Consider the following 22335-nt stretch of genomic DNA (forward strand, 5'->3'; position numbering starts at 1 on the left):
CTCGCTTCCCATCAAGAACCCCTCGTTGGCGTCCCGTCCGTTCCGTCTGGCGTCCCGTTGTGCGCCTCAGCGCCGCCGGTGAAGGGGGTTCTAAGGTTATCACCCAATACCCGCAAGCAGTTTTTTCGCCCCAACCCCAACTTTTTTGAAGAAGTCGAAAAATCCATTCTAAATCAGATAGTTGACAGGCCTATTTTCTCTAAGTTTGCGCAAACATCTCCGATTTTGACCCCCATTTCGGGCGACTCGCTTCCAGTCGGAAGGTTTCCCACAGGGTTATTCACAGGGCAGTCTACCAGAGGCTGTGAATCGCATCGAGTCAGCGCCGGAATCCGGCCGGAATCGCCCCTTCTGGCGGCCAGCGCAGCGCCGATTTCGCGATTTGCCCCCTGCCCCACCCGAATCCGCCTGCTTCAGTCCACGATCCGCACCCGGACAGCCCCACCGGCGAGCGGTCCGGAGTCCCGTAGTATCGAAATCAGGCGGGTCTTTTCCTCCGCCGACAGAATTTTGCCGTCGAGACCCGCCAATGGGCCGAGTGCTGGTCCCGGCGACCCCGCATAGAGAGCGCATCCCACCAGCGTTTCGGCGGGCGGCCCCATCGCGGGCCAATAGACTCGGTTGCCGTCAGGCAAGACCGGCAGATGATCCGGCAAGGTCAGAAGACGTTCGGCATGGAGCGCCGTATTCGGAGCATAGCTGCTGGGCAGCATCACGAAGAACTGCCCGCTGTCATCCAGCGACAGGCACAGCAAGCTGCCTGGCCTGTCAGCAAACAGATCGACGCGGATCAGGCTGTCCGCGCAGTCTTCGACCACGCGCGCGGCGTCAGTCGTCCGGCACAGCGGGTATACGCCGTTGTATCCCCCGCGGGCCGTTACCGCCATATGGCCGTCCCCCAGTTCGGCAAGCGCCCGTTCGATCTCATCCAGGCCAACGGCCTCGGGGGCTCCGGGATCGACAAGGCGCCGCAACCTGTCCGGCAATTGCAGTGCAGACAAATCCAAAGTGCGGGTCGCCCGCAGCGCCCCGTCCTGCGACAGGCGCAGTACCAATTGGAAACGATTGCCATTGACCGGGCGTATCGCACCCTCAAGGAAAAATCCGGTTTCGGGTCCTGCTGCTGTCCGGACGCGCGCCGGGGGCGCATCGCGCAACAGCGCCGTGATGGAATTGGCGTTGTCCAGCCAAGCCTCGACCGCCATTTCGCGGAGCGCCCGGCCCAGCGCTGTCTCGACCCCGGAGGTTTCATTAACGAAAGCACCGACGGTCACCTCCTCCCTTGCGGCAGGGAGACCGTCGATGAACTGTTCGATCGCGTCCCATATCGCGGCCCGTGGATCACCGGCCACCCGCCGCGCGACTGAGCCCAGACTGACGTCTGAGGTTTTCACTAAGACGCGCCCGTCTTCGAGATCCACCAGCGTCAGTCGCAACACGACGTTATCGCCCATGATCGCCGTCTCGCCGACGAGAACGTAGTCCGCCTCACGTCGCACGGTCGCTTCGACCGTGTCGCGCCATGCCTCTGCCCCCTGCCGCGCCTGCACAAGCGCTAGGGACGTGCGCAAATCCGTGCTGCCCGCTAAGATGCGCGGCTTTTCAGACCAATCGGCACACATGGCCTGCGCGGCGCGGCTCATGACGGCCTCGACCTCTGGCACCGGGATCGGGCTTTCCGTGGCGAACGGCGGCGCAAGCGCGATCCGGCTTCCGGCCGGGATCACGCCCTGGGCCGCGGCGCATAGCTCGGCCCCGAGGGTTTGATCTGCCTGGGCGGCGGCCTGTCCCGGCGCGACTGCCATCCCCAGGATCAGCACCATCCCGACCAAGGCGCGCACCGCCCGCCGCGAAAGGGCCGATATGGTGAAACGGTTCCCCATCATTCAGTCATCCGCCGGGTATTCCATCATCACCGGATCACCGCCCCCCGGCATCAGGCTGGGCGTCTGGCGAAAATCTCTGCGCGCCAATGCCTCGTCCACGTAATCCCGCAATTCCGATAAGAGCACGCGCCCATCGCCGTCGCTGTCGGCGGCCCCTCGCATGCCCTCCAATGCAAAGTAGGAAAAGGCCCCGTGTTCCTTGTCCTCCAACCAGTGGGCGAACTGCGGCGTGCGGAAATCGGTGGCCGTAAGGACCGAGACCCTCGCCTTTTCTTCCGGCGGCGCGATGGCGACACCAAAAGCACCCGAGACGTTGGGCACAAGGCTTCCCTGCGTCGACAGTCCCGAAAAGCAGGCATCCAGCAACAGCGTTACCCGTGTCACCGGCAGCGCCTCCAACTGCTGGATCAACAGATCCAGCGGATAGGCACCAAAACCGGGCTCTGCAGCAGGAACATCGACCGGCAACAGATAGCCGTTGGGCAAACCCTCTTCACGAAAGACCGGCACACCGTGTCCCGAATAGAAGACGACGATCTCATCGACAAAGCGGGCGCGCCGGGCCAGCCGCCCCTCTGGGACTTCTTCGGTACCGAAATACCGCGCCATGCCGATCGAGTTCAGATCCTTCTCTAAAATGATGTTCTCGTCCGGAACCCCCAGCATGTCGCGAAAGTAACGGGCCATCGCCTCTGCATCGTTGTGGGCAAACGCGACCGGCGGCGCTTCATCGTAGATGCGGTTGCCTATGGCGAGGATCAACATGTCGGGCCGTGCGACCGGCACGCGCGGAGCCTTTGGCGGCGACGGGCGTTTGGCCACCTCCGGTGCGGGCATCGGCTTGTCGGACCACATCGCCGGATCCAGCGGCCAAAGACGCGTGGTCCTGTCCCAGCTCGCGGTCAGGACGCTGCGCCCGTCCGGGGCGAAGACAACCGCGTCGACAGAGGCCTCATGCCCCTCGAACGTGTGCAGTTCCGCGCCGGTTTCCGCATCCCACAGATAGGCCGCATTTCCCCATTCCCCGGTCAGCGCCAGCGCTCCATCCGGGCTGAAGGCCACGGCGCGCACCGCCGCCTCGTGCCCGGGAAGCTGCAGCACCTCCTTGCCTGTTTCAGTATCCCAGATGCGCGCGGTCTGATCCCAACTGCCGGTGATGACCCGCGCCCCATCCGGGGATAAGCCCACCGACAGGATCAGGGCGCTGTGGCCGTCGAACCGCTGCACCTCTTCACCGCTGGCCATGTTCCAAAGACGGGCGCTGCGGTCGGTGCTGCCGGTCAGCAGGTGACGACCGTCCGTGCTGAGCGCCAGAGAGGTGATGCTGGCCTCATGCCCATCGAAGGCGCGCAACTCGGCCCCGTTTCGCAAATCCCATAGCCGTGCCGTACCGTCGTTGCCGCCCGTCACCGCCTGCCGCCCGTTGGGGCTGAAGGCGATGGCGGTAAAGCGCATCTCCGGTCTGGACACCTTCAGCAGTTCCGCCCCGTCGGCCAGATCCCAGAGGCGGACAGTGCCATCCGTGCTGGCGGTGACCGCACGGGTCCCGTCAGGACTGAACCCCACGCCACTGACGCGGTTTTCATGCCCGTCCAGCAGCAACAGCTCCCGCCCCGTCGACACCTCCCAAAGGGCTGCATAGTAGTCGGCGCTGCCGGTCAGGACATGCATCCCGTCAGGACTGAACGCCGCCGCATCAACGGCCCCCTGATGCCCTTCCAGCACCAAAGGCCCCTCCTGACCGATGGCGTTTGACGGGAACACCAACATGGCGAACAGGGCGATCAAACCTCGATTCAAGTTGCGCAACATATTGTCCCCTTTCCAGCGGTCCTCTCCGGTCGCTCACCACGTGATGGTAATGTTGCCGTCCTTGTCCTTTTGCAGCGTGCCCGGCAAAGGCTCTGGCTGTGGAGCCGGGTCCATCCCCTCGACGGGTTCGGGGTCAACGGCGCTGGCAGACGGCGCGGGCGCGGATGCCTCGGGCGCGTAGGGCAGCATCAGAGTGACCTCGACGCGCCGGTTGATCGCGGCATTGGGCGTACCGGGTGTCTTTAGCCGACTCTCGCCCCAGCCGACCGCGATCAGCCGCATGGGGTCGATCGGGAAATTCTGGATCAGGAAGCGCACGACACTTTCAGCGCGGCGTTCGGACAGCCATTGATTATGACCCGCATCGCCGGTTGCATCCGTGTGACCGGCGACCAGATAGCGGTAAGGACGTAGCGCGGGCGAAACCAAGGCATGGCCCAGTGCCGCCAGATCCTGCTGCGCCTGCCATGTCAGTTCATAGCTGTCGAGCGCAAAGAAGACCTCCAGATCGGCGCTGTAGGCTGGCACCAGATAGATGGTCTTGCCGTGGACTTCCGCCGCCTCGGCGGCGGCAGAGGATTCCTTTTGGTCCGGCGTCGGGGCCAGCGCGGTGATCAGCGCCTGAATATCCGCCGCCTGATCCGCCTGTCCAGGCAAGGCCGACAGCCCGATCCAGAGGGCAAGCCCCAATCCTCCCAGCCGATTGCTCGATCTCAATGTCATCGGTCCTCTCCCTTGTGTTCTGTCGCGCCCGCAACCAGTCAGTCGCCGCGCAGGATGTCGGTGATGCCGCCCGCAGATAGGCCCTTTGGGGCTGCCGGAGCGTGTTCCGGCGACAAAGGCTGTTCGGCGGGCGGCGACGCCGGAGCGCGGTCAGCTGATACCGCCCCCCCGACGATTTCGCGCAGCAGGGCGGACTGCTGCAGGATTGCGGTGAGCCGCGTGCTCTTGTTGAAGCTGCGGTCGTCATTCGGGGTCATGCCGCCAGTGTGGTGCAGAGCCACGGGACGCAGATCCCGATCGAACAGGATCGACCCGGAACTGCCGGGCTGCGTATCGCAGCGGTGGCGCAGGATCACGTCGTCCGCCTGTTCACGGGCGGCAAAGCACCGGAACCGCGTCATCACCTGTGGGCGGCCCAGGGGGTGATGGATCACGATCAGCGGATCGCCGGCGTCGATCCCTACGTCAGAAACCATGAGCGGCAGGATGTCGGTTGGCACCTCCCGCATCCGCACAAGGCTGAAATCCAGAATGCTGTGCCAATCTTCGGGCGCAACGGACAGCGTGTAGCGCGCCGCGTCCTGTCCCTGCACCAGATAGCCGGTCACGATGGAGGCGGCGAGCAGCGTGCTGTCCGCGCCCTCGGGAATGCAGTGATGGTTTGTCAAAACCCACCCGCCGGGCAGGATCGACCCGCTACAGGTCACAAGCCCGCGCGACCCGTCCGGGGATCGCTGCAGAATATCGACGCGCCCGATGGCAGAGGCGATGCGACGGATCGGATCGTCTTCGGGCAGTTCGCGGATAGGTTCGAATGCGCCGTCGTTGGCCGCGATATAGGCACTGGCGTCACCGGTGCTTTCAAGCAGCGGCAAATCCGTCTTGCCATAATCCGACGCATCGAACATCGCCACCTGTCCAAGCGCGACCGCCGGGAAAGACAGGGCAAGAGCCGATGAGAGCGCAAGGCGCAGATAGCGGAACATCCCTTATCCTTTCGGTCGGTACAAAGCGGCGATTGCGATGTGAGGTGTGTCGGGGGCGCCGGTGATCCGGCGCGCCCCGTTTCGGCCCTTGGGATCAGCGGTTGCCCATGACACCGATCTTGTTGATCTCGAACCGGTTGCCGACCATCGATATCTGCGCGTTCACCCCAAGTTGTTCGACCATCATGCGCAGGTTGCGGTTCAGCCGGGCGACATCGCTGCAGGTTTCATACCAGTAGTCGGCAGAGGTCATGGTCACTCGGACCGGACGGTGATGGTCATAGCCCTTGAAGACCACAAGGTATTCCTCGATTCGGGTCATCTCGTCCTGGGCAAAACCGGAGAAGGCCAAAGTGTAGGCCGTGGTCAGGCCGGTGCAGGGTGAGGCATAGGGCACTGCCGGTGCTGCGGGCATGGCCGGTTGCGCCGGCATCGCGGCTGCGGGAGGCTGCGGTTGCGGCTGCGGACGGGCGGGCGACAGCACATCCAGCTTGATCGCCAGCGCGGCCCCCACATCGGCCCCGATGCGGCGGGCCTCTTCGCCAACGTGTTCCAGCACGCAGTCGCGGTTGCAGTTGACCGGCAGCGGCGGCAATTCGCCCGGACCGTAGGACACTTCGAAGTTGCCCAGCGCCTGCATGCTTTGCGCGTGTATCATCCGGCCGGTGACCCGGATCCGCAGATCGACGACGTCCTGAATATAGGGGTTCTGCTCTGCCGAAGCGTAGATCTGGATCGGCAGGAGCACATCGATCGGCACATTCGGCACCCGTTGTGCGATGGCGATCAACTCTGCATCGCTGCGGCGTACCCGGTTGGGATTGGTAAAGCCCATGATCACGCCGGTCTGGTCATAAACGCGAAAGCCCTGGTTCTGCATTTCGGTGATGATCACGCGCAGCACACGTTCGAACACGCGCGAATTGCCGGGCACGGTGTCGAGATCAAAGTCCTCTGGCACCGGCAGGATATTGGGCTGGTCACCGGCCTGCACCGGGGCGGTTGTCAGCGATAGCGTCAGCACCAGTGTCAGTGCGGTGAGAAACGCTGTCATCGCGTTGAAGATCTGTTTCATTCGGGGGTCCTCCAGTTAAGTCTTTCCTGTCGTCCGGGGCCGGTGTGGCCCACGGTCGTTGGCATCTGTCTTGTCTTGTGCGCTCACAGCGCATTGGCTTGGGGCTGTGGCTCAGGGCAGCACGATCACCCGGCCATCGGGTTGCACGATCACCCGGCCAGCGGCGGGCAGCGACGGATCGCAATCCACGTAGGCCTCTGGGGTAAAGTCATCGAGGTCGGGCACCACCGCGCCGTCGATCCCGCGCACACGTTCCGGACAGGGAGGCAGCAGCGGCTTGTACAGGCTGCTGACCTGCGGCGGCGCGACAGGCGGGGGCGTCGGTGCAGGCTGCGGCTGAGGCGGCACCGGGCGGATGGTGTCGATCAGGGTGATTTCCACCCGGCGGTTCGTGGCGGCATAGGGATCATTCGGATCACGGGGATACCGCTCGCCCCAACCCACAACCTCTAACCGCCAGGACGCGATGCCGAAGTGCCGCATCAGGTAACGCTTCACCGCCCAGGCCCGTTGATAGGACAGTTCCGTATTATAGGCGTCCGGACCGCGAGCATCGGTGTGACCGGCAATCAGATAGCGGTTGTTGGACAGTTCGGGCGACTGCAATGCCATGCCGACCAGAACCAGTTGATCCCGCGCCTGCGGTGTCAGAAAGGCGCTGTCGTAGGCAAAGTAGATCGTCAGATCCAGACTGTACCGATAGTTCAGCACGATCGGACGGCGGTCGATGATCACGGTCGTCGGCCTGCCGATCACGACTGGCGGTAGAAAGACATCCGGCAGCGGATAGATCACCTGCGGCGGCTGTCCCCCGGCCGGCGGCGCTGGCGCGGGTGGCGTGCCCGGCTGCTCTGCCGTCGGGGCCAGGGACTTGATGATGGCCGTCACCTGATCTGCGCGGGAGGTGTCCAGCTTCAGGGTTTCATTGGCGGTCTGCGTCATTGCCGGGGAGACGGATCCCAGCAAGACAGCCGCCACAACGGAAAGGCGTTTGAGTGATCTTTTCATGTTGTCTCCCCAGCAACAGTGTGGAGACACCCCCCTCACGGGAACGGCATTCAACTCGGGACCAGTAATCAAGGGGTGTCAATCAATACCCCGAGTTTGTCAGGTCCTCACGGCGCCGCCTTGAGTTAGATCAAGTTATATGCGGATAATGGAATACTCACTTGGCATGACTTATCTGCGCAGCTTCGCAGGCGTTCACCGCCCCGTCGAGACGCAGATGCCCGTGATCAGCCTTCGGGCGCGGTGGCGTACCGGACATAGGCGAACCGCTCACCATCCGGGGCCCAGCAGGGCACATTGATCGTCCCCTGACCGCCAAAGATGTCGCGCAGAACCCGGATTTCCCGGGTCTTCAGATCCAGAAGCTTGAGTTTGACGTCGCGGTCGCGCGGATGCCCCTCGGTTCCCGGCGGATAGGCAAGGTACAGCACGTGGCGACCGTCCGGCGACGGATGGGGAAACCAGTTGACCTCGGCGTCTTCGGTCATTTGCTGAACGTCGCTGCCGTCGACACGCATGCGCCAAAGATCCATTGATCCGCCGCGATCCGAATTAAACCAGATCCACTGCCCGTCCGGCGCGTAGTCCGGTCCATCGTAGTGATGTGGACCGGAGATCAACACCTGCTCTTCTCCCCCCTGCAACGGACAGGTCGCGATCCCGAACGCGCCGTCGCGCACACAGGTATAGGCCAGCCGCACGCCCTCCGGCGACCAGCCGTGCCACCAGCTTGGTGCAATCTGCGTGACCTGTCGCGGCACCCCGCCTGTGATCGGCAGGCTATAGATCACGGCGGTTCCGCGCCCCTTTGAGTTGGAGACCACAAGGCTCTGGCCGTCCGGTGAAACACCGTGATCGTTGTTCAGATGGTTCAGACCATCGCAGCGAACGGGATCCAGTACCGGCGCGGCCAGCGGAACGCGGAACAGCTGTCCGCCCCCATTGACGATCAGCACTGCCCCGTCGGGCGTCCAGTTCGGGGCTTCGATCAGCCTGTCGGTTTGCAGAACCGGGACGACCTTTCCGGTTGCCGGTGACAGGATTTCGACAAAGGACCTCATGGCCACCTCCACTGATGCTGTGCGTCGCGCGCCGGTCAGGACGAGCTAAGTCATAAGTGCCGGACCCGTAGCCGTTCAAGCCTCTCGCTTCGGACCGGAAACAGGCAGGTGTGCCAGTTCTTCAACCGTGACATGCACTTTTGCACCGTCCCCCGCTTGCCGATTTCGCCCATAAGACGCAGCATCCCGACACATTGATGAAACACAGATGACTTGGACGACCTCCATTTCATTCCGACAGCCGCCCCCGTCAGGTCCGCGGCGCTACAGAAAGGCAACCGGCCGTGAAACTGGAAAACCGCACCTTCGACGAATTGCAGCCGGGTAACAGCGCCTCTCTGCGCCGCCTGTGCACGCAGGACGATCTGCTTGTCTTCGCCAATGTCTCGGGCAACCACAATCCCATGCATATCTTCGACGCCGATGGCGACGCAGACGGCCAGCCGGAGGCGATTGCGCCGGGCATGTTCGTAGGCTCGCTGATCTCGGCGGTGCTGGGCAATCTGTTGCCGGGGGCGGGCACGCTCTATCGCTCGCAAAGCCTTGTCTTCCACAACCGGGCACATGCGGGCGATGAACTTGAAAGCACGGTCACCGTGACCGACAAGAATGAAAAGGAATTCACCGTCACATTGGCAACCGAGGTCAAACGGGTCAGCGACGGCGCGCTGATCCTGTCCGGCGTGGCCGAGGTCGAGGCGCCCCGACGCAAGCTGAGCTATTCCAGCCACGACCTGCCCGGCCTCGTCGTTCAACGCCACCGCCATTTCGAAAAGCTGTTGCGGCTGGCCGCCCCCCTGCCCGCGCTTGTCACCGCCATCATCTGCCCGGAAGAACCCAATTCTCTAGGCGGGGCGCTCCTGGCCCGCGAACACACCCTGATCGAGCCGATCCTCGTCGGAGATCCGGACAAGATCGCGCGGACGGCCGAGGAGCTTGGCGCCGACCTTGCCGGCATCGAAATCATCGCCGAGCCGAACCATGACGCCGCCGCGCGCCGCTCGGTGGCCTTGGTGACAGAGGGGCGCGCGGCGGCCTTGATGAAGGGGCACCTGCATACCGACCAACTGCTGCGCGCCGCGCTGGACAAACAAACCGGGCTGCGCGCCGGTCGCCGGTTCACCCATGTCTTTGTGATGGACGTGCCGGGCCTGCCACATCCGCTGTTGGTGACGGATGCCGCGATCAACATCGCGCCCGATCTGCGCACCAAGGTTGATATCGTTCAGAACGCCATCGACCTAGGCATCAGCATCGGCATGGCGGAACCCAAGGTGGGCGTCCTGTCGGCGGTGGAAACCGTGAACCCGGATATCCCCTCATCCGTCGATGCGGCGCTGTTGTCGAAGATGGCAGAGCGCGGGCAGATCACCGGCGGGTTGGTGGACGGCCCCCTTGCGATGGACAACGCAATCAACCTAGCCGCCGCCCGTACCAAGGGGATCACATCGCCGGTCGCCGGTCAGGCCGAGGTGCTGGTGGTCCCCAATATCGACGCGGGCAACATGCTGGCCAAGCAATTGACCTTCATCAGCCACGCAGAGGGTGCGGGGCTGGTACTGGGCGCGCGGGTGCCGATCATTCTCAACAGTCGGGCGGACGATGACATGTCGCGGCTGGCTTCCTGTGCGGTGGCTGCACTGCATCATGCCCGCCTTCAGGGGACAAAGGCATGAGCCATGTGCTGGTCCTGAACGCCGGATCTTCCTCGCTGAAGTTCGGCCTGTTCAATGAAGCGGCAGAGCCGGACCTCCTGCTGAGGGGCAAGGTCGATCGCATCGGAGGCTCAGCAACGCTGCGGATCGGCGACGAGGCCGAGACACTGACCGGCGAACAGGCCGCAACCCATCAGGGAGCGCTGGCCGCTGTGCTAAAGGCGATCTGCACCCGTCACCCTGATGCGGAGATCACCGCCGTCGGGCACAGGGTTGTGCATGGCGGCATGGATTTCGCCGAACCGGTGATCCTGACCCCGCAGGTGATGGAGCGGCTTGCCCGGTTCGTCCCCTTTGCGCCCCTGCATCAGCCGCATAACCTTGCCGGGGTGCGCGCCGCCTTGCAGGCCTTTCCGCAGGCGCGTCAGGTCGCCTGTTTCGACACCGCCTTTCACCGTCAGCATCCCTTTGTGAACGATACCTTCGCCCTGCCCCGCGCCTATTATGACAAGGGCGTGCGCCGCTACGGCTTTCACGGATTGAGCTACGACTATATCGCCGGTCGTCTGGCAGAGATCGCGCCCACGCTGCATTCCGGGCGCGTCATCGTCGCCCATCTGGGAAACGGCGCTTCGATGTGCGGGCTGTTGAACGGTCGCTCGATCGCCTCGTCGATGGGGTTTTCGGCGCTGGACGGCTTGCCGATGGGCACCCGCTCCGGGCAACTGGATCCGGGCGTGGTGTTGTACCTGATGCAGGAAGAAGGGTTGAACGCGGATGAAATCGCCGACCTTCTCTATCGCCGGTCCGGCCTGCTGGGCATGTCGGGCATCAGCAATGACATGCGCACCTTGCTGGCCTCGGACGACAGGCACGCACGGGAAGCCGTCGAATACTTCTGCTTCCGCATCCAGCGTGAGCTTGGCGGGCTGGCTGCGGCCCTGCAGGGGCTGGACGCCATCGTCTTTACCGGGGGAATTGGCGAGAACGCCGCCCCGATCCGGCAGAGGGTCTGTGACAAACTGCGCTGGATTGGCGTGGAACTGGATGAGACGCGCAATCTGGGAAACGAGCGGGAGATCAGCGCAGACTTGTCGCGGGTCCGGGTTCTGGTGATGCCCACGAATGAGGAATTGGTGATCGCGCGGGCGGCGACAGGGACATTGGGCTGACGGCAGATCGGCAAAACGAACCGAAGATCGCTGCACAGGCGGGCGGTTTATTCGCCTGACCTCGCCCGTGCTTTCCACCCCTTCAACGCGGATTTCATGGCTGCGACACTCTTTGACGGTCTCTGGCCCACGCGCGTCAACAGACCGATCGGGCGCAGGATTTCCGGCTCTGTCACAGGCAACCAGACAATCCTCCGCATGGCTGTCCCGGCCAGCGACACGCGTGGCAACGGGGCCACCCCAATCCCGTCTTCGACCAGATCGAGCGCCGTCGAGGATCGCCCGACCTCATAGGTCCAGCGCACACTGTCCGAACTGCGCGCAAGCGCATCGTCAATCAGCAGGCGGTTTCCGGTACCTCTGGCGGGCAGGATCAGGGTTTCGCTCTCCAAATCCTGCCATCTGACACGCTCTTGCCCGGCAAGACCGTGTTCCTGCGGCAGGGCGAGGACGATTGGATCGTCAAACAGCCCCTCGAACAGGATGGCCGGGTCCTGCAGGTGCACAGAACTGATCCCAAGATCGGCCTCACCTTCGGCCACCGCCTCGGCCACCTCATTGGCGGCAAGGTCCATCAGGCGAATGCGCGCCTCCTGTCCCAGTTCGCGGAACCGGCGCAGCGCCGGAATAATCACCGGGCGTACCAGCGTCGGGATCGTGGCAATCGTGATGGTGCGGGCCCGTTGATAGGCGTGGGCCTGGCTTTCGTCGCGCAGGGCGCGCGTGGCTTCCTGTGCGTCTTCGAGAATCGCCTCGGCACTGATTTTCAGCCGCTTCGCCGCCAGTGTCGGCCGGACAGAGCGTGTCGTGCGTTCGAACAGCACCGAGCCCAGCGCCTCTTCCAGCTTGCGGATACGCCGGGTGACCGATGGCTGGGACATGTTCAGTCGTTCCGCTGCCTTGTGGAAGGACCCCGCCTCCATGACGGCCACAAAGCTTTCGAGATCGGTGAAATCGAAATTGATACGCATATCGCATCAATCTCTGAAAAGCCTGAATTGGTCAAATCAAATCCCGGCTGCTAAAGACCTGACAAACGAGGACGCCACCATGACCAATGAGCCTGATATCGTCGTGATCGGCGGGGGGAACGCCGCGCTTTGTGCCGCCATCACGGCAGCAGAGGCCGGGGCCCGCGTGCTGATCCTGGAGGCCGCACCAAAACCCTACCGGGGCGGCAACTCCCGCCACACCCGAAATTTTCGCTGCATGCATTCCGGCCCGCTGGGTCCGCTGGTCGACAGCTACAGCGAAGAGGAATACTTCGCCGACCTGATGAAGGTGACAGACGGCAAGACCGACGAACACCTTGCCCGTCTGGCGATCCGTACGTCCGAGGAATGCCTGCCGTGGATGCAGGCGCATGGCGTACGGTTTCAGCCATCCCTGTCCGGCACGCTGTCGCTGGCCCGGACAAACGCGTTCTTTCTTGGCGGCGGCAAGGGCCTTGTGAACGCCTACTACCGCACTGCCGAAGCACTGGGTGTCGAGGTCAAGTACGAAGCCCCTGTCACACATCTGGAGATGGACGGCGACCGGGTTGCGGCCATCGATTACACGCAAGACGACCAGACTCACCGCGTCTGCCCCAAGTCCGTGATCGTGGCCTCCGGCGGTTTCCAAGCCGATACAGACTGGCTGGCGCGGGCATGGGGACCGGCGGCGAAGAACTTCCTGATCCGCGGCACCCCATACAATCGCGGCGTCGTTCTTGCCGATCTTCTGGATCAGGGCATCGAACAGGTCGGCGACCCGACCCAATGCCACGCTGTCGCCATCGACGGACGCGCGCCGAAATATGACGGAGGGATCGTCACCCGTCTGGACTGCGTGCCCTTTTCCATCGTGGTGAACAAGAACGCCGAACGGTTCTATAATGAGGGGGAGGACGTCTGGCCCAAGCGCTATGCGATCTGGGGCCGCCTTGTGGCCGGTCAGCCGGATCAGGTGGGATATGTGATCATCGACGCCAAGTCGCTGAACCTGTTCATGCCCTCCGTCTTTCCCCCCATAAAGGCCGACACGCTGGAGGAGTTGGCCGCAAAGCTGGACCTGCCCGCCGACAAGCTGCGCGCCACGGTCGACGCGTTCAACGCAGCCTGTGGCGACACCTCTGGCTTTCACCCCACCGAACTGGACGGCGTCACCACCACCGGCATCACCCCACCCAAGACCAACTGGGCGCGCCCGATCACCGAACCGCCCTTTTACGGCTATTCGCTGCGCACCGGCGTCACCTTTACCTATCTCGGCCTGAAGGTTGACGAAAACGCCCAGTGCAGCATCGGCAACCGCCCCGTGGCAAATCTCTGGGCCGCGGGCGAAACCATGGCCGGATCGATCCTTGGCCAAGGGTATCTTGCCGGTTTCGGCATGACCATCGGCACCGTCTTCGGGCGCATCGCAGGCAAGGAGGCCGCAGCCCATGCAAATTGACCTCATTCAGGAAGCCCGCCGTCAGGCCGAGATCTGCAACGCCTGCCGCTATTGCGAAGGCTATTGTTCGGTCTTTCCCGCCATGCACGCGGACCGCGCCTTTTCCGACGGCGACATCACGCAACTGGCCAACCTGTGTCACAACTGCCGTGGCTGCTATTACGCCTGCCAGTACACCGCCCCGCATGAGTTCGACCTGAACCTGCCAAAGGCGCTGGCAGAGGTGCGGCAAGACAGTTGGAAGGCCAACGCATGGCCCGCAGGCTTTGCGCGGCTGTTCGATCGGTCCGGCCTGGCCATCGCGGCGGGTCTGGTTTTGGCTTTTTCCTTCATCTTCTGGCTAGCACGCGCCCTGCAACCGGCCAGCGGTGAGGGCTTCTACGCCGTCATGTCACATGGCCTGATGGTGGCGATCTTTCTGCCCGCCTTCCTGCTGCCCTTGGTGGCGATTGGCATATCGCTGCGCAGCTACTGGCGCAGCGTCGACGGTGGGGACGTGGCTTTGGGGGATATCTGGACGGCGATGAAATCCGCGGGCCGGATGAAAAACCTCGAAGGCGGTCACGGCGATGGCTGCAACTTCGAAGATGAGGACCGGTTTTCGCAGGCGCGACGTCATTTCCATCAGGCTACGCTCTATGGTTTCCTGCTGTGCTTTGCCTCCACCTCCAGCGGCACGGTCCTGCACTATGGTTTCGGGATGGAGGCGCCTTATGGTTTCTTCAGCCTGCCCAAGCTGCTGGGCGTGCCCGGTGGCCTGCTGCTGTGCCTTGGCACGCTTGGCCTGGCCTGGCTGAAGACCAAGGCGGACCGCAATCTTGGCGCGCCCGCCGCCTGGGGCGGTGAGATGGCTTTTGTCCTCTTGCTGTTCCTTGTCAGCGCCACGGGCCTTGCCCTCTATGCGGCGACCGGGACGTCAGCCGTGGGCACCCTGCTGCCGTTGCACTTGGGCGCGGTGCTGACCTTTTTCCTGCTGACGCCCTATTCCAAGATGGCGCATGGCTTCTTCCGCATGGCAGCCCTGACCCATGACGCCCGTCGCATGCGCCCCGCCCCGCAGGATGCCAACCTCACCGCGACCAACCGCACCTGAGGTCAAACGCTCCCGAAAACGCCTGCGCTGTGGTATTACCGGCGCAGGCGTTTTCATTTGGGGCATTGCTCGTGACGGATTATTTCGACCTTGGTCAATATGGCCGACCTGCCAGCACAGTTCATGACGCCCAGCTTTGGTTCGACCGCGGCCTGAACTGGCTGTTTGCCTACAACCACGAAGAGGCCATCGCCTGTTTCGAAAAGACCCTGTCGGCCGATCCCGCGTGCGCGCTGGCACATTGGGGCATCGCCTATGCCATCGGCCCGAACTACAATAAGCCGTGGGAAGTCTTTAGCCCGGAGGAAAAGGCCCCGGCGCTGGCCCGCGCGCATGATGCGCTGGCCGAGGGCCTGGCACTGGACGGTGCCGCGCCGGAGGAACGGGCACTGTTGCAGGCATTGGCCCTGCGTTATCCGCGTGACCCTGAGATCGAAGACTACCAGCCGTTCAACGACGGTTTTGCCGCCGCCATGAGGCCGATCTTTGAGGCCTATCCCGATGATCTGGACATTGCGTTTGTCTTTGCCGAGGCCCTGATGAACCGCACGCCCTGGCAATTGTGGGAGTTCCGACAGGGTGTGCCGAACCCCGACGCGTCGACCGTCGAGGCAATGGCCGTGCTTGACCGTGCATTCGAAGAGACCCCCGGCGCATGGGATCACCCCGGGCTGCTGCACATGTATATACACCTGATGGAGATGTCGCCGCATCCCGAACGCGCCCTGCGCCACGGCGACCGTTTGACCGGGCTGGTACCGGACGCCGGGCATCTGGTTCACATGGGGTCGCACATCGATGTTTTGTGTGGCGACTATCACAACGTGCTGACCCGCAACCTTGCCGCCGCACGGGTGGACGAGAAATTCAAGGCCTACGCGGGAGGTGCGAATTTCTATGCGCTCTACCGCATTCACAACCTGCACTTCGCGCTTTACGGCGCGATGTTCCTTGGACAGAAGGCGGCGGCGCTGGACGCGGCGATACGCCTGCGGGACGAGGTGCCCGATGAGGTCGTGCGCGTCTATCCGGACCTGTTCGAAACCTTCGTCGCCGCCTTGCCGCATGTCTACATCCGCTTCGGCCTGTGGGCCGAGGTGCTTGAACTGGAGCTTCCACGCGACAAGGCACTGTATACGACCACAAACGCGCTGATCCTCTACGCCCGCGCGGTGGCGCTGGCCAATCTCGGACGCCACGGGGAGGCCGAAAGCGCCCGCGCCGACTTTGAGACGGCCTTTGCCGAGGTGCCAGAGGAGCGGATGCTCTTTAACAACTCCGCCCGCGACGTGCTGGCCGTGGCGCAGGCGATGATGTGGGGCGAGGTCGCCTTCAAGGCCGGGCGGCAAGCCGAGGGGCTGGATCATCTGCGCCGGGCCGTCGCGCTGGATGACGGGCTGATGTACGAAGAACCCTGGGGATGGCCGCAGCCCACGCGCCACGCGCTTGGCGCGCTGCTGATGGAGGCGGGACAACACGATGAGGCAGAGGCGGTCTATCGCGCCGACCTTGGCCTTGACGGATCCTTGCCCCGGCCCAGCCAGCACCCGCGCAACGTCTGGGCGCTGCATGGGCTGCACGAATGCCTCATCCGACGTGGCGAAGCGGTGGAACGGCAGCACATAAAGGCGCAGCTCGATCAGGCGCTGGCCCGGGCCGACATTCCGATCCGCGCCAGTTGCGCCTGCCGTTCCGGCTGAACGCCGCTCTGGGATTTGCCTGGACTTGAAGCGGTGCAGCTTCTTTCAGGTGGAAACGCGCAATGGCCGAACCCGTACCGGATCCGGCCATCCACCATTTTAAGCGTCAGAAAGCGCCCGTCATTTCGGATCGAACAGGGCAATGAGCTGATCACCGAGGGCCGTCCGCTCTGCGCGCAATTCGGCCAGCTTGTCCGCCGCGTCCGCGATCTGTGTCTCTGTTTCGTCCAGCGATTTCAGATAGCGGTTGCGCAGGGCGTCCTGTTCGACAGCATCGAGATTGGCACGCAAGCGCCCTTGTTCGGACGACAGATCGCGCTGCCGGGCTTCTTGTGCGTCGATTTCCTGCCCCACGGCGCGCGCGCGGCGCATCAACTCATGCGCGGTATCGAATGCCGCCGCCATGGGCTCAGCCACCGCGATCCGCCCGGCGCGCACGTCGAGGACAAAGCCTTCGAATTCCTGCGAGCCAAGCGTCATCTGGCGGCTGCTGCGGGCCCGTTCCACGATTGACAGGGAAACCTCTCCGTTTTCGACCGGCACCGTGACGCGCACGAAACCGTCGCCGCGTTCCACTTCTCCCGGTGCGCTGTCCAACTCGCCAAAGCCTTCGGGGTGTTCGACCGAAAACAAACCTGCCTGTTCGGGCACCGAGGCATCGTAGCGGGTTGTCCGCAGCGTCACGAGGTTGACCGTCACCTGTTCGCCGCCCGAAATCATGCCGGTCACGCGCTGGTTCTGGGTGCGGTCCGTCAGAACCTGCGCGCCGGTCGCCGATGCAAAGGGCAACAGGCGCGTCTGGCCTGCCAACATGCCCGTGAACGGCGCATCGCCGACAAAGCCGTTGCTGTCCTGCACGGATACAAGGCCGGGGGCCAGGGCCTCATCCGCCTGCAACGAGGCGGCCAGCAGAACGTCATCCCCGGTCTTCAACGGACGGTATAGCGCCCGGATTTTCGGCTCTATCGGCATGTCCAGATACATCAGGTTCGCCGTGCGCCCCTCTTTCAGATCGACAGGCTGCGGCATGGCATAACGCAGGATCCCGGCACTGTTCAGTGCCTGACCGGCGCGCGCCGTGCCGGACGGCGCGATCGCATCTGCGAAAGCAGCCTCGGCCATCGGGGAGGCCATCGGCGCGGGCGCCTTCATGGCAAGGCGGGCAAAGGCGCCGGTGTCCGGCGCAACCGTCACGGGCCGCGGCCCCTGCGGCGGATCGTTGCGCGCGATATAAAGCGGGTCGATCATCTCACGCCGGTAAGCGACGGGAGAGCCGGTCGTCAGCGTCAGCGCCACGTCGATCCAGTCCTGCCCCGACACGTTTTCGACCGTGGCCCAACCTTGGAAACGGCCTTCGTCCAGCAATAGCCGCCATGAATTTTTCCACGCGGCCACCTCTGTCACGTAAGACAGCTCCACATCCCGCACACCGGAGGCCTCCAGCGTCAGGTCGAACCGGCGGGATGTGGTGTCACGCCGGTCTGCATCCATCGCGCGCGCCAACTGTTGGGCGACAGCCTCGGAAAAGGTGACCTGCGCGCCCGGCGTCAGCACGATTTCCTGCACGCCGTCCTTGGTCAGCATCAGGACCGACGTGCGGATCACATCATTGCCATCCTCAACCATCGGCGTCTCCGACACGCCCATCACGCGGCCGGTAAAGGCGCCGCGCTCGGTCGTGACCTCCAGCGTTTCGCCGATCATGGCCCGCACCAGCCCTTCGGTCGTGCGCGGCACACCGCCGGAAAAGATCGTGTCCGCCAGCGCGGCAAGGCTGCTGCCCGGCGTATCGGTCTGCAGGTCGATCACACCGCCCGCAGGATCGCGCACGACCAGTGAGGCCAGAACGTCGTCGGAATCGCGCATAGGCACGTCAAAGGACAGCGTGTTGCCCTCTGTCGGGGCGATAAATGTGTATCGGGCAATCCCGGCCTGCCCCAGTTCGATGCGGGTGATCTCGGGCGAGGCGAATGCAATACCCGCAAGACAGGTCGTGGCCAACAGGGCCGGAAGGAAAATGGATTTCGTCATGGTCTTGTGCTCCTGGTCGTTCGAGAACAGCAGAAAAGCCGTCCTACAAGTGTATGACGCGACAGCGCCCCGCGTCCTTGGCGCATTTCGGACAGATCGAAAAAAATTTTGGCGGCGCTTACGGCGTCCGAGTGTAGACGACGCTGAGATCGCCCGCCCGGTCCCGCCAGATCACGCGCTCCGGGTCGATCAGGGTCAGCGTATTGCCGTCGCGGTCGCGAAACAGGTCCGGTTCGACCCGGCGAAACGTCACCGGCGTCGAGGAATAGGCATGGCGCTGCAGGGTGATCATGTCAGGCGTGATCATCACGATGGTCTGTGCCAGCGTCCGGCCGTCGTGCCATTGCCCGCTGTACCGTCCGCTGACCAGCGCCTGTTGGGCGATATCCATGGACGGCCCATCCCCGACCGGCGCGGAGTTCGTCCCCACCGTTTCGGACCACGCCGGAAGGCCCGAAAGGGCCAGCAGACAGCACAGGGCGATCGAACGGCGGTGACACATCGGGCGGTCCTTTTCGGTTGCGGGCGCGGCGCTCCATCGGGGCACCGCCACCCTAGCCTGCAACCAACACGCGCCGAATGGGGCCGATCCCCCAATCAGCGTTTCCCGATCTCAGTCCCCCGCGCGGAACCCATCGTCCGCGCGCCTCAATTCGCCCGGTGTGGCGAACCCGTTGCGATCACGGTCGACCCTGCGAAAGGCCAGACGATAGGCCCCGAAACTGCGGATCGTGATTGCTGTCGACTGTCCGGCAGCCGCCATCTGTCGCACGAAAACGCGGAATTCGGAGAAACTCAGCAGCCCATCGCGGTTTGCGTCCGCCCGAACAAAGGCGTCGACCTCGCTGGGCGACACGACACCTGCGCCGGGCACAGTGGTCTGGGCCCCTGCCCGGTCCGGCGTGGCCATCCAGACCGCCACCAGAAAACAGAGCGCTAAACGTATCATGTGTTCACCTCTCTGGGGATGCGTAGGCAAAAGGCCGTGCCCCGGTCTGGCCGCGATGCCACGTCCAGTTCAAGCCCGTTCTCCGCAGCAAGCTGCTGACATATCGCCAGCCCCAGACCATGACCCTGACTGGATGCGCCGGACTGCCAGGCCTGCATATTGCGTTTCAGGTCTTCGTCCGTCATGCCGGGGCCCGTGTCCAACACCTGCACCAGCAGGTGATCGGTCCGCCTGCGGACACCGACAAGAACCCGGCCATTGACCGTGTATTTCACCGCGTTCGACACAAGATTCGAAACAATGCGCATCAGGTGCAGCGGAGGAACGCTGACCTCTGCGGTGCAGGGGACGATATGCAGTTCCAGCGCCTTCGCGCGCGCCTCGTCGCCGAACATCTGACCGACAGCAGATAGAACCAGGGACAGCGGATAAGGATCGACGCGCTCTTCGGATGCGGCCTCGTGAACATGCCGATTTTCCGCCAGAACCTCCTCCTTCGATTGATCCAGATGACCGGCGGTCAGTGTCTGGAGGTAGTCAAAGGCCTCGCGCAGATGGTCGCGCGTGTCCGGTGGCGCATCGCGGGTCATTCGCTCGAACGTCAGGCGCAGCGCGCTGAGCGGTTGCCGGATATCGTGAGACATGCTGGCCATCTGCATGCGCCGCTGGTCCGCAAGGTCCCGCATCCGGGCATGGTTCCGCTCCGCCTCCAGCAGATCCCGCGTGACCTGCGCCTCTTTGCGCACGGCCTCCACCTCTCGGGCCAGGGCGGCGGCATGGGACCGCCGCATGTCGATCAGCCCAGCCGACAACCCCGCCATGATCGTCAGGGCAAGCGCGCCGTATGTACCCTTGATGATCCACGGAATGGACAGGTCGCCTGGCTGACTGCGCGCCATCGCCAGCACCACCACCCCGCCCAACCCGACAAGGGCGACCAAGGGGATAAGCCGGGACACCGGGCGCTGCGCCTTACCCATTACGTCCCAGTGAAAGGCTGCATAGACCTGCGCCGCCAGCATCCCGACCAACAGGGTATAAGCCCATGGCACCATCAGATCCGGAGAGAGCAGGACTGCGCCCGGCAGGCAGATCGCCGCCAAGGCGGCCAAGGCGATCAACAGGGCGATCAAGGGTTTCCGCAAACGTGTCACGCCGGACAGGCGCACCAGCGACAGCGCCGCCGTCAGATAGCCCAACGAGGTGACGATCAGCAACAAAACCACGCCCAAGGGGAGATGCAGGTCCGGCCGCTGCGGGTAAAGCCATCGGAACCCGAAGTTGTCAAGATAGGCGACGAACCCCAGCCCCATCAACAACAGCACCGCGTAGGCAAGGCCAATCTCCACCCGTATCAACAGGCTGAAAACGGCAAAGATCAGCAGGCAGGACAACAGGAAGGCATAGAAGGCCGCCAATGACAAACCGCCGGTAAAGGCCGTTGCGCGCACGGTTTCGCCCCGTTCGAGGCTTAGGTCCAGCGCCTCTGTCGGGCCATGCACCATGCGCACGATCAGCAGCGCGCGCTCCTCGGGTCGCAGATCGAAGGGCGCGCTGACCAAGCGGTTGACCGCATAATCCGACGGGTCAAAAGGCTGGCGGATGTCATGCGCCAGCAGTTGCTCCGTCTCGGCCCCCAACCGGATCAACAACACGTCCAGAGCGATCAGCCCGTAGATGTCAGAGGCCAGCCGCCAGTCGTCGGGCGGGCGCCCATCGGCGGGCGCGCCGTTCTGGATTTCCACCACCGCCCAGAGCGGTTGATAGGGCTGCAACTGGCGCGCGGCCTCAGTGAAAGACGGATCTAAAAGCCCTTCGGCGTATCGCGCCGAAAGATCGCTGAGCGTATCGCCCCTGTCAGGCGCAAAACGCATGGCGCCCGCCAATTGCTGCGCCGGTGTGTCGGGATCAAGGATAAAAGGCCTCGGCGGCTCGGCCTTCACGCCCGCCGCTGAAAAGAGAACCATCGAACAGGCCAGGAAAAGTGCTAGAACTGCGCGCAAACAAACCTCTCCCAGTCGCTTTGACGGAGCATACAGTGACAGAGCCCCGTTTCCATGCCGTTGTGGCCGACGACCACGCCATTGTCCGCGCCGGGCTGCGTGCCGCTCTTGAAAGTCCGGGACTGGTGGAACCGGCAGGCATCAGTGTGGTCGCCGAGGCGGCGGATGGCCTGTCCGCCATTGCTGCTGTCCGTCAGCACCGCCCTGCCCTGTTGTTGCTTGATGTTCAGATGCCACTGGCGGGCGGGCTGGAAGTGCTGATCGAGGCGCGCCGGTGGTCCCCGGACACAAGGGTTGTGGTGCTCAGCGGCGTGACCGCCATCGGCAAGATCAGCGAGCTGGTTGCCAGCGGTGTTGATGGGTTGTTTTCGAAGGGCGAAGACAATGAGGAACTGTTCGGCGCCCTGCCGGGCATCCTGCGTGGACGGCGCCACATCGGCACGGCTTTTGCGCAGATGCTGGAGAACGCGCCACAGGTCCAGCCGCTGTCCGACCGTGAAAGGCAGGTGTTGAACCTGATCGTCGCGGGCAGATCGAACAAGGAAATCGCCGAGATCCTTGGCATCAGCGCCAAGACCGTCGACCGTCACCGCACCAACCTGATGCAGAAACTGGACGTGCATTCCGTGGCCCAGTTGATCGCCTATGCCCTGCGTGAAGGTCTGATCGCCCCTTCGGCCGATTTGTAAGGCCCCCGTTCCGGACAGGTGCGGCCCAAACCGCGCAGGATGATTTGCGCATCCGT

General features: G+C 63.7%; 18 protein-coding genes. 6 read left to right on the forward strand and 12 right to left on the reverse strand.

What is annotated here, in order from left to right; translation table 11 throughout:
* Positions 1-413: 413 nt before the first annotated feature.
* The 7 genes from ACTXGA_RS22745 to ACTXGA_RS22775 form a co-directional block, all read right to left on the reverse strand.
* Complete coding sequence (locus ACTXGA_RS22745) at positions 414-1886, reverse strand: hypothetical protein (RefSeq protein WP_443397010.1); 1473 nt, start codon at positions 1884-1886, stop codon at positions 414-416.
* Positions 1887-3698, reverse strand: coding sequence for a caspase family protein (locus ACTXGA_RS22750; RefSeq protein WP_443397011.1), 1812 nt, complete (start codon positions 3696-3698; stop codon positions 1887-1889).
* 33 nt (positions 3699-3731) lie between these two features.
* Positions 3732-4421 carry an OmpA family protein gene (locus ACTXGA_RS22755; protein ID WP_443397012.1) on the reverse strand — a complete coding sequence of 230 codons (690 nt, stop codon included), beginning with the start codon at positions 4419-4421 and terminating at the stop codon, positions 3732-3734.
* A 38-nt stretch (positions 4422-4459) separates the two neighbouring features.
* On the reverse strand, positions 4460-5407 hold the full coding sequence (locus ACTXGA_RS22760) for a trypsin-like serine peptidase (protein WP_443397013.1): 948 nt from the start codon (positions 5405-5407) through the stop codon (positions 4460-4462).
* A gap of 94 nt (positions 5408-5501) precedes the next feature.
* The gene (locus ACTXGA_RS22765; RefSeq protein ID WP_443397014.1) at positions 5502-6482 is read right to left on the reverse strand and encodes a hypothetical protein; all 981 of its coding nucleotides are present in this window, start codon (positions 6480-6482) and stop codon (positions 5502-5504) included.
* 111 nt (positions 6483-6593) lie between these two features.
* Positions 6594-7490 (reverse strand): OmpA family protein, encoded by an 897-nt coding sequence (locus tag ACTXGA_RS22770; RefSeq protein ID WP_443397015.1) that lies wholly within the window; start codon positions 7488-7490, stop codon positions 6594-6596.
* Between the two features lie 227 nt (positions 7491-7717).
* The gene (locus tag ACTXGA_RS22775; RefSeq protein WP_443397016.1) at positions 7718-8551 is read right to left on the reverse strand and encodes a TolB family protein; all 834 of its coding nucleotides are present in this window, start codon (positions 8549-8551) and stop codon (positions 7718-7720) included.
* Positions 8552-8835: 284 nt separating this feature from the next.
* On the opposite strand from ACTXGA_RS22775, the gene ACTXGA_RS22780 reads away from it, so the two are divergent.
* On the forward strand, positions 8836-10227 hold the full coding sequence (locus ACTXGA_RS22780) for a bifunctional enoyl-CoA hydratase/phosphate acetyltransferase (RefSeq protein ID WP_443397017.1): 1392 nt from the start codon (positions 8836-8838) through the stop codon (positions 10225-10227).
* Entirely contained in the window at positions 10224-11378 is a 1155-nt protein-coding gene (locus ACTXGA_RS22785; protein ID WP_443397018.1) for an acetate/propionate family kinase, read from the forward strand. Before ACTXGA_RS22780 ends, ACTXGA_RS22785 begins: the two co-directional genes overlap by 4 nt.
* A gap of 47 nt (positions 11379-11425) precedes the next feature.
* Here ACTXGA_RS22785 and ACTXGA_RS22790 read toward each other — a convergent pair whose 3' ends face one another.
* On the reverse strand, positions 11426-12349 hold the full coding sequence (locus ACTXGA_RS22790; RefSeq protein WP_443397019.1) for a LysR family transcriptional regulator: 924 nt from the start codon (positions 12347-12349) through the stop codon (positions 11426-11428).
* 79 nt (positions 12350-12428) lie between these two features.
* On the opposite strand from ACTXGA_RS22790, the gene tcuA reads away from it, so the two are divergent.
* The 3 genes from tcuA (at position 12429) to ACTXGA_RS22805 (ending at position 16607) form a co-directional block, all read left to right on the forward strand.
* The gene (gene tcuA, locus ACTXGA_RS22795; protein ID WP_443397020.1) at positions 12429-13814 is read left to right on the forward strand and encodes an FAD-dependent tricarballylate dehydrogenase TcuA; all 1386 of its coding nucleotides are present in this window, start codon (positions 12429-12431) and stop codon (positions 13812-13814) included.
* The gene (tcuB, locus tag ACTXGA_RS22800; protein WP_443397021.1) at positions 13804-14907 is read left to right on the forward strand and encodes a tricarballylate utilization 4Fe-4S protein TcuB; all 1104 of its coding nucleotides are present in this window, start codon (positions 13804-13806) and stop codon (positions 14905-14907) included. The genes tcuA and tcuB overlap by 11 nt, the downstream gene beginning before the upstream one ends.
* 71 nt (positions 14908-14978) lie before the next feature.
* A complete protein-coding gene (locus tag ACTXGA_RS22805) occupies positions 14979-16607 on the forward strand; it encodes a tetratricopeptide repeat protein (protein WP_443397022.1) in 1629 nt (542 codons plus the stop codon).
* Between the two features lie 120 nt (positions 16608-16727).
* On the opposite strand, the gene ACTXGA_RS22810 is transcribed toward ACTXGA_RS22805, so the two are convergent.
* The 4 genes from ACTXGA_RS22810 to ACTXGA_RS22825 form a co-directional block, all read right to left on the reverse strand.
* On the reverse strand, positions 16728-18638 hold the full coding sequence (locus ACTXGA_RS22810) for a hypothetical protein (RefSeq protein ID WP_443397023.1): 1911 nt from the start codon (positions 18636-18638) through the stop codon (positions 16728-16730).
* A 118-nt stretch (positions 18639-18756) separates the two neighbouring features.
* On the reverse strand, positions 18757-19140 hold the full coding sequence (locus tag ACTXGA_RS22815) for a hypothetical protein (protein WP_443397024.1): 384 nt from the start codon (positions 19138-19140) through the stop codon (positions 18757-18759).
* Between the two features lie 111 nt (positions 19141-19251).
* The gene (locus tag ACTXGA_RS22820) at positions 19252-19587 is read right to left on the reverse strand and encodes an EF-hand domain-containing protein (protein ID WP_443397025.1); all 336 of its coding nucleotides are present in this window, start codon (positions 19585-19587) and stop codon (positions 19252-19254) included.
* Positions 19584-21590: a sensor histidine kinase gene (locus ACTXGA_RS22825; protein ID WP_443397026.1), complete on the reverse strand. Its 2007-nt coding sequence runs from the start codon at positions 21588-21590 to the stop codon at positions 19584-19586. Before ACTXGA_RS22825 ends, ACTXGA_RS22820 begins: the two co-directional genes overlap by 4 nt.
* 35 nt (positions 21591-21625) lie before the next feature.
* Here ACTXGA_RS22825 and ACTXGA_RS22830 point away from each other — a divergent pair, with 35 nt between their 5' ends.
* Entirely contained in the window at positions 21626-22279 is a 654-nt protein-coding gene (locus tag ACTXGA_RS22830) for a LuxR C-terminal-related transcriptional regulator (protein WP_443397027.1), read from the forward strand.
* The last annotated feature ends 56 nt before the right edge of the window (positions 22280-22335 follow it).

Origin of the sequence: Antarctobacter jejuensis (assembly GCF_052266595.1) — a bacterium.
Taxonomy (GTDB): Bacteria; Pseudomonadota; Alphaproteobacteria; order Rhodobacterales; family Rhodobacteraceae; genus Antarctobacter; species Antarctobacter jejuensis.

What these genes read in the sequence shown, in the direction of transcription:
- ACTXGA_RS22745 (WP_443397010.1), bottom strand. Translation starts at nt 1,886, where the DNA reads ATGATGGGGAACCGTTTCACCATATCGGCCCTTTCGCGGCGGGCGGTG.
- ACTXGA_RS22750 (WP_443397011.1), bottom strand. Translation starts at nt 3,698, where the DNA reads ATGTTGCGCAACTTGAATCGAGGTTTGATCGCCCTGTTCGCCATGTTG.
- ACTXGA_RS22755 (WP_443397012.1), bottom strand. Translation starts at nt 4,421, where the DNA reads ATGACATTGAGATCGAGCAATCGGCTGGGAGGATTGGGGCTTGCCCTC.
- ACTXGA_RS22760 (WP_443397013.1), bottom strand. Translation starts at nt 5,407, where the DNA reads ATGTTCCGCTATCTGCGCCTTGCGCTCTCATCGGCTCTTGCCCTGTCT.
- ACTXGA_RS22765 (WP_443397014.1), bottom strand. Translation starts at nt 6,482, where the DNA reads ATGAAACAGATCTTCAACGCGATGACAGCGTTTCTCACCGCACTGACA.
- ACTXGA_RS22770 (WP_443397015.1), bottom strand. Translation starts at nt 7,490, where the DNA reads ATGAAAAGATCACTCAAACGCCTTTCCGTTGTGGCGGCTGTCTTGCTG.
- ACTXGA_RS22775 (WP_443397016.1), bottom strand. Translation starts at nt 8,551, where the DNA reads ATGAGGTCCTTTGTCGAAATCCTGTCACCGGCAACCGGAAAGGTCGTC.
- ACTXGA_RS22785 (WP_443397018.1), top strand. Translation starts at nt 10,224, where the DNA reads ATGAGCCATGTGCTGGTCCTGAACGCCGGATCTTCCTCGCTGAAGTTC.
- ACTXGA_RS22790 (WP_443397019.1), bottom strand. Translation starts at nt 12,349, where the DNA reads ATGCGTATCAATTTCGATTTCACCGATCTCGAAAGCTTTGTGGCCGTC.
- tcuA (WP_443397020.1), top strand. Translation starts at nt 12,429, where the DNA reads ATGACCAATGAGCCTGATATCGTCGTGATCGGCGGGGGGAACGCCGCG.
- tcuB (WP_443397021.1), top strand. Translation starts at nt 13,804, where the DNA reads ATGCAAATTGACCTCATTCAGGAAGCCCGCCGTCAGGCCGAGATCTGC.
- ACTXGA_RS22810 (WP_443397023.1), bottom strand. Translation starts at nt 18,638, where the DNA reads ATGACGAAATCCATTTTCCTTCCGGCCCTGTTGGCCACGACCTGTCTT.
- ACTXGA_RS22815 (WP_443397024.1), bottom strand. Translation starts at nt 19,140, where the DNA reads ATGTGTCACCGCCGTTCGATCGCCCTGTGCTGTCTGCTGGCCCTTTCG.
- ACTXGA_RS22820 (WP_443397025.1), bottom strand. Translation starts at nt 19,587, where the DNA reads ATGATACGTTTAGCGCTCTGTTTTCTGGTGGCGGTCTGGATGGCCACG.